This window comes from Dietzia sp. 111N12-1, assembly GCF_001658045.1.
GTDB classification, from domain to species: Bacteria; Actinomycetota; Actinomycetes; order Mycobacteriales; family Mycobacteriaceae; genus Dietzia; species Dietzia kunjamensis.
Map to the genome: position 1 here is coordinate 54,629 of NZ_LSSV01000032.1, position 6,000 is coordinate 60,628.

General features: G+C 70.7%; 7 protein-coding genes. 4 read left to right on the forward strand and 3 right to left on the reverse strand.

Annotation, left to right across the window (positions count from 1 at the left end):
• The first annotated feature begins 100 nt into the window (after window positions 1–100).
• A complete protein-coding gene (locus AYO52_RS08695) occupies window positions 101–373 on the forward strand; it encodes a hypothetical protein (RefSeq protein ID WP_067715983.1) in 273 nt (90 codons plus the stop codon).
• A gap of 64 nt (window positions 374–437) precedes the next feature.
• Here AYO52_RS08695 and AYO52_RS08700 read toward each other — a convergent pair whose 3' ends face one another.
• Together AYO52_RS08700 and AYO52_RS08705 are read right to left on the reverse strand one after the other, a co-directional pair.
• Window positions 438–1,127 (reverse strand): pentapeptide repeat-containing protein, encoded by a 690-nt coding sequence (locus tag AYO52_RS08700; RefSeq protein ID WP_067715986.1) that lies wholly within the window; start codon window positions 1,125–1,127, stop codon window positions 438–440.
• Between the two features lie 27 nt (window positions 1,128–1,154).
• Entirely contained in the window at window positions 1,155–1,610 is a 456-nt protein-coding gene (locus AYO52_RS08705; protein WP_067715989.1) for a hypothetical protein, read from the reverse strand.
• Between the two features lie 101 nt (window positions 1,611–1,711).
• On the opposite strand from AYO52_RS08705, the gene AYO52_RS08710 reads away from it, so the two are divergent.
• The 3 genes from AYO52_RS08710 to AYO52_RS08720 all read left to right on the forward strand — a co-directional run bounded on the left by AYO52_RS08710 (window position 1,712) and on the right by AYO52_RS08720 (window position 5,110).
• Window positions 1,712–2,224, forward strand: coding sequence for a DUF4395 domain-containing protein (locus tag AYO52_RS08710; protein ID WP_067715991.1), 513 nt, complete (start codon window positions 1,712–1,714; stop codon window positions 2,222–2,224).
• 187 nt (window positions 2,225–2,411) lie between these two features.
• Window positions 2,412–2,906: a hypothetical protein gene (locus tag AYO52_RS19190; RefSeq protein WP_082923894.1), complete on the forward strand. Its 495-nt coding sequence runs from the start codon at window positions 2,412–2,414 to the stop codon at window positions 2,904–2,906.
• A 155-nt stretch (window positions 2,907–3,061) separates the two neighbouring features.
• Window positions 3,062–5,110 carry a M13 family metallopeptidase gene (locus AYO52_RS08720; RefSeq protein WP_067715994.1) on the forward strand — a complete coding sequence of 683 codons (2,049 nt, stop codon included), beginning with the start codon at window positions 3,062–3,064 and terminating at the stop codon, window positions 5,108–5,110.
• 6 nt (window positions 5,111–5,116) lie between these two features.
• On the opposite strand, the gene AYO52_RS08725 is transcribed toward AYO52_RS08720, so the two are convergent.
• On the reverse strand, window positions 5,117–5,812 hold the full coding sequence (locus tag AYO52_RS08725; RefSeq protein WP_067715997.1) for a Crp/Fnr family transcriptional regulator: 696 nt from the start codon (window positions 5,810–5,812) through the stop codon (window positions 5,117–5,119).
• Window positions 5,813–6,000: the final 188 nt, after the last annotated feature.

A 6,000-nucleotide genomic window follows, 5' to 3' on the forward strand; every position in this document is an offset into this window, starting at 1 on the left:
GTTGATCACAACCTGTAACACGCTGCCCCACGCGTTCGATGACCTGCTTTCCTCACCTACGATTAAGGCAATCCCACCGACCAGTCGGGAGTGCCCCTCAATGAACAATGCGATCGACCTGACCACCCCGCGTTACCGCCAGGACCTCGTGACCGAGGTCGATGGCCCGGGCGACGACCCCTTCCTGGAGGTGTCGGTCGCCGAGACCGTGATGCTGGACGAGCACGGGGCGGGGCGGGGGGTTCCGGAGTTGCGGCTGCAGACCGGGGCGGAGGGCATCACGCTCACCGATCGTGACCAGATCCTGCAGCTCCAGGCGATCATCAACCGCGCGGTGAACCAGTGGCGCGAGTCCGCCTCGCACCTGATCTGAGCTCTCCTCGAGCGACTCGACGCGCTGCGCCCTGAGGTCGGGGCGGTCGGATGTGGGTGACCGGTCAGTCGACCCGGATCCCCGCCTCGCCGATCAGCGCCAGGCCCACGCCCAGCACCTGGTCGGGCGAGATGAGGGCGCCCCGCAGTGCCGACGCCCCGCGTAGGTCCTCCAGGTCGGCGCCGCGCAGGTCCACGGCCGAGAGGGTGGCCCGGTCGAACGCGGCCCCACGCAGGTCGGTGCCCTCGGTGGTCAGATCGGCGATGCGCGCCTCGAGCAGGTCGGCCTGCCGGCACCGTGTCGAGGCGAGGCGGACCCGCTGCAGTCGGGCCATCCGTAGGTTGATCATGTCCGCGTGGCAGTCCTCGAATGTCACGTCGGTCAGTCGTGCGTCGGACAGCACGATCCCGGTCAGTCGGCAGCCCGCGAACCTCACGCGGGTGAGCGAGGCGCCGTCGGCCACCAGTCCCGACAGGTCGCAGCCGCTGATCACGACATCGGTCAGCCTCAGGCCGTCCGCGCGGGCGCCGCTCAACCGGAGGTTCTCGAGTGCGGATTCCCGGATCTCCATCCCGCCGATCTGCGCCGCGCCCTCCTCCGGGTCGGGCGCGTGTTCGGCGGCGGCCAGGACCCCGTCCCACAGGCCGTCCGTCTCGAGTTCGGTGCGCGGCGGCTCGAGCTGCTCCCGTCTCGGGATGACGGGGGCGGCGGGTGGACGAGGTGAGTTCGAGCGGCGACGCAGCGGTGGGGGCACGTCCGTCAGCGTAGAGGGGGGGCGCGTTCAGGGGAGGTCGCAGAGTCGCCGGAACTGGTCCCACTGGGCCTCGAGCGCTGCCGGGGAGACGGTCGGCTGCACTGCGATGCCCGACAGTCGACTCGCCACCGCGGACAGTGCGTTGTCGGTGACCCCGTCGGAAAGGCGGCGGACCTCGGCGGAGACGGCCTCGCGATCGGTGCCGGCGCCGTGGACGAGGCGATGGACGGGTTCGGTCAGTGTCCCGCAGCCCGGGGTGGCCTCCGGACCGGGCGTCGGGGGCGGCGTCGTCGCGGTGGGGGCCGCGGCTCCCGGGGATGAGGTGGCCGTCGCGATGGTCGAGGTGGCCGTGGCCGGGACGGCGGGGTCCGCGGTCCCGGGGGTCTGGTCTCCGACGCTGACCTGGCCGCACCCGGACACCGCCAGCGCGAGGGACGCGGCCGCCGCGACGACGGTGCCGGCCGCTGCTCTACCGGGGATCATGGGCCGACACTAGCGGCATCTGGGATTCCGCGGGGCGCGGGCGTACTCTGGTCCGCGAGGTAGACCGATCGGTCTATCGGAGTGCGTGAGGAGCGAGAACTGTGAGTCTGCGAGAAGCGTTCGTCTTCCCCGAGATCGTCAACGACTACGCCGCGCGGTGCACCGCCGCCCTCGTGGTGACGCTCGCGGTGATCACCCTCCTCGCTCCCGAGCCCGCCCGGACATGGCTGGCGGGAGCGCTGGTGGTGGGTTTCGTGCTCCGGGTTGCCGGCGGCCCGCGGTACTCGCCGTTCGGTCGCCTGTCGGTTCACGTGCTCGCGCCGCGGGTCAGCGACGAGCCCAAGATGGTCGCCGGCGCGCCCAAGCGATTCGCCCAGACGATCGGCCTGGTGATGTCCTCGATTGCATTCGGACTGTTCCTCGCCGGGTTCGCGGTGGCGGGCAACGTCGTGCTCGGTGTGCTGGTCGCCGCCGCGCTCGCCGAGGCCGCGCTCGGCTTCTGCCTGGGCTGCTGGGTGTACGGGCAGCTCCAGCGGGTCGGCATCGTCTCGGAGGACGCGTGCGTGGAGTGCGCGGACATCTGGGCGCGGCGCGGGATGACGGCCCGCAATTAAGGGGCGGCCCGGGAGGACCTCCCGGCTACGCGCCCGCGATGGTCCATTCACGCAGCCCAACCCCTCGATGAGTGTGCAATCGGGCAGCGTAGGCCAGTGAGGACGTGCAGCCGGGGCCGCTTGTGGTGGCGGTGTGAGCGGTCTTCATCGCGGACGACCTGTCGTGGTGCCGCGATAGTGTGGATCCATGAGTACTCCCGCTGACGGCAACGCCTCCGACCGGCCCGACGACCCGTTCGGCGGTCGGGCGAACGAGCAGTGGCCCGGTCACGACGGTGGTCAGCAGTACGGGAGCCCGCAGTACGGAACCCCGCCGTACGGGAGCCCGCAGGGCGGCGGTCAGTTCGACCCGGGTCAGTACGGCGCGCAGCCCTTCTACGGCGCCGAGTACGCCTACGGGGCGCAGCAGCCGTACGGGATGCAGTCCTACGGTCAGTTCCCGCCGGCGGCCCGCAAGGACCCGGCGCTGATGCTGGTGGCGTCCCTCCTCGTGCCCGGCCTGGGGACGATGCTGGTCGGCCGGGCCGGTAGGGGTGTGGGCATCCTCGCCGGCTACCTCGTGGGTGCTCTGCTCTCGGTCATCCTCATCGGACTGCCCATCATGTTCGGGTTCTGGATCTGGGGGATGGTCGACGCCTATCAGGGCGCCAAGGATCACAATGCCCGCCACGGCCTGCCCTGACCCGCGTCCGGCAGCCGCGCGCGGCATCCACGACCACCGGCCCGCCTCACCGGTTCGGCGCATCCCGTCGGCCCGCCTCGTCGTCGTCACGGAGGTGGCGACCTCCGACGTCGTGCCGACCGCCCACCCCGCGACCACTTACGTAACCTGGTCACATGACAGCGACCGAGATCCCCACCACCGACGCGCCCCGTCCCTCGGGCCTCGACCTGCAGTACGTCGATCTGGACGTCCGGCCCCAGGACGACCTCTACCAGCACGTCAACGGCACCTGGATCCGTGAGCACGTGATCCCCGCCGACCGGCCGATCGACGGTGCGTTCCTCGCCCTGCGCGACCTGTCCGAGGAGCGGGTGCGCGACATCATCACCGACGCCCCGGTCGACTCGCAGATCGGCGCCTTCTACGCCTCCTTCATGGACACCGGCGCCGTCGAGGCCGCCGGCGTGGCCGCGCTCGCGCCCGATCTGGCCGAGATCGACGGTGCGACCGACGCCGACTCGCTCGCGCTGGCCATGGCGCGCCTGGAGAAGGTGGGCGTCGGCGGCCTGATCGGCGCCTACGTCAACAACGACGCCAAGAACTCGAGCGAGTACATCCTCTACCTGGTGCAGTACGGCATCGGGCTGCCGGACGAGTCCTTCTATCGTGAGGACCAGTACGCCGAGATGCGCGAGCAGTACACCGACCACATCGCCCGGATGCTCGACCTCGCCGGGCTGGTCGACGACGTGGACGGGGAGACCGGGGCCCGCCGGACCGCCGAGCGGATCGTCGCGCTGGAGACCCGCATCGCCGCCGCCCACTGGGACGTGGTGGCCCGTCGCGACGCGGACAAGACCTACAACCCCGTCACCTGGGACGAGTTGCCGCAGCAGGCCCCCGGCTTCCCCTGGCATGAGTGGGCCCGCGAGCTCGGCGGCACCGAGGAGACGTTCGGCCGGCTCGTCGCGATGCAGCCCGACTTCCTCACCGCCGTGGCCGACCTGTGGGCCTCCGAGCCGCTGGAGACCTGGAAGCAGTGGCTGCGCTGGCGGACGGTCTCCGCGCGCGCGCCGTTCCTGACCTCGGACCTGGTGGACGAGAACTTCCGCTTCTACGGCACCGTCATGTCCGGCACCGAGGAGAACAAGGCCCGCTGGAAGCGTGGTGTCGGTGCGGTCGAGGCCGCCCTCGGCGAGGAGGTCGGCAAGGAGTACGTGGCCCGGCACTTCCCGCCCGGCCACAAGGCGCGCATGGTCGAGCTGGTGGAGAACCTCACCGAGGCCTACCGCTACTCCATCAGCCGTCTGCCGTGGATGACCCCGGCCACCCGCGAGCGGGCGCTGGCCAAGCTCGAGGCGTTCGTGCCCAAGATCGGCTACCCCGACAAGTGGCGCGACTACTCGGCGCTCGAGGTCCGCGCCGACGACCTGCTCGGCAACGTGCGCCGCTCCGCCGAGTTCGAGCACCACTACGAGCTGGGCAAGCTCGGCGGCCCGGTCGACCGCGGTGAGTGGCACATGACGCCGCAGACGGTCAACGCCTACTACAACCCGGTGATGAACGAGATCGTCTTCCCGGCCGCCATCCTGCAGCCGCCGTTCTTCGACGCCGACGCCGACGACGCCGCCAACTACGGGGCGATCGGTGCCGTGATCGGGCACGAGATCGGTCACGGGTTCGACGACCAGGGAGCGAAGTACGACGGCGACGGCAACCTGGTCGACTGGTGGACCGACGACGATCGCGAGGCGTTCGGAACCCGCGTGGAGGCGCTGATCGCCCAGTACGAAGGCCTCACCCCCGACGGCCTGGACGCCACGAAGGACCACGTCAACGGGGCCTTCACGGTGGGGGAGAACATCGGCGACCTGGGCGGTCTCACCATCGCGCTGCTGGCCTACCGGCTGGCACAGGGTTCGAACGAGCAGGGTTCGAACGAGCAGAGCACCGACGGCGAACCCGCCGAGGGCACCGAGGTGGGCCCGGAGATCGACGGGATGACCGGCATCCAGCGGCTCATCATCTCGTGGGCGATCGTGTGGCGGACCAAGACCCGCGCCGAGGAGGCCGCCCGCCGGCTCGCCGTGGACCCGCACTCCCCGCCGGAGTTCCGCTGCAACCAGGTGGTCCGCAACCTCGACGATTTCCACGCCGCCTTCGACGTGACCGAGGGCGACGGACTGTGGCTCGCCCCCGAGGAGCGCGTCAGCATCTGGTGAGGGTGCTCAGGCGCCGGTGAGTCGGCGGTGGTCGAGGTCGAACTCCCGCCGCGCGACCCTCTCGACGGCCCCCGAGGCGATGAGGTCGTGTAGTCGACGGCTCAGCGTCTCGGGGGTCGTCCCCAGATGCGTGGCCAGGTCGGACTGGGACAGTGGCAGTCGCACCCGGATCCGCCCGTCCTGGCGGGGCGACCCGGGTAACGACACGAGGTAGGCGGACAGTCGCGTGAGCACGTCCTCCGAGGTGATCGACGCCAGGTGCTGTTCGCTCTCGACCACCTTCCACGCCAGTTCGCGGGTGATCGAGTCGTTGAGCACCGGGCACGCGGCGGCCGCTGACCGGAGCGCTCCGTGCGAGACGCTGGTCAGCGTGGTGGCCTCCGCGGCGACGACGGTGTGACGGGCAGGGCAGCCCAGTGCGAACTCCACCAGGCCGAGATGGCTCCCGGGGCCGAGGACCCGGACGTGACGCTGGTGCCCGGACCGGTCCTCCCTGACGACATGGAGGGCCCCGGCCGTGATCACCACCAGGCGGCCCACCGGTTCCCCGGTCACCTGCACCACCGCGCCTGGCCTCGCCGTACTCGTCCGCGACGAGGCGGCCAGGGCGGCCCCGCACCGGGGTGGCAGCGAGGCGAACAGGACCGAGCCCGCGAACAGCGCGGACCCGGTGACTCCGGAATCGTCCCCGTGCGCGGTCATGTCACCAGTGTGGCCCTGTGGGGCGCCCACGTGTGCATTTCCTCACACCGAGTTGACCTAGATCAATGCGGTTCCGAGGCTTCCGGCCTAGTTTCGGATGAACGAACGACAGGGGAGCGATATGTCGGAGACTCTTGTACCGCCCACGCGCCCGACGCGTGAGCTCGACCACCCGCCGGGTGAACCCA

What these genes read in the sequence shown, in the direction of transcription:
- AYO52_RS08695 (WP_067715983.1), top strand. Translation starts at nt 101, where the DNA reads ATGAACAATGCGATCGACCTGACCACCCCGCGTTACCGCCAGGACCTC.
- AYO52_RS08705 (WP_067715989.1), bottom strand. Translation starts at nt 1,610, where the DNA reads ATGATCCCCGGTAGAGCAGCGGCCGGCACCGTCGTCGCGGCGGCCGCG.
- AYO52_RS19190 (WP_082923894.1), top strand. Translation starts at nt 2,412, where the DNA reads ATGAGTACTCCCGCTGACGGCAACGCCTCCGACCGGCCCGACGACCCG.
- AYO52_RS08720 (WP_067715994.1), top strand. Translation starts at nt 3,062, where the DNA reads ATGACAGCGACCGAGATCCCCACCACCGACGCGCCCCGTCCCTCGGGC.
- AYO52_RS08725 (WP_067715997.1), bottom strand. Translation starts at nt 5,812, where the DNA reads ATGACCGCGCACGGGGACGATTCCGGAGTCACCGGGTCCGCGCTGTTC.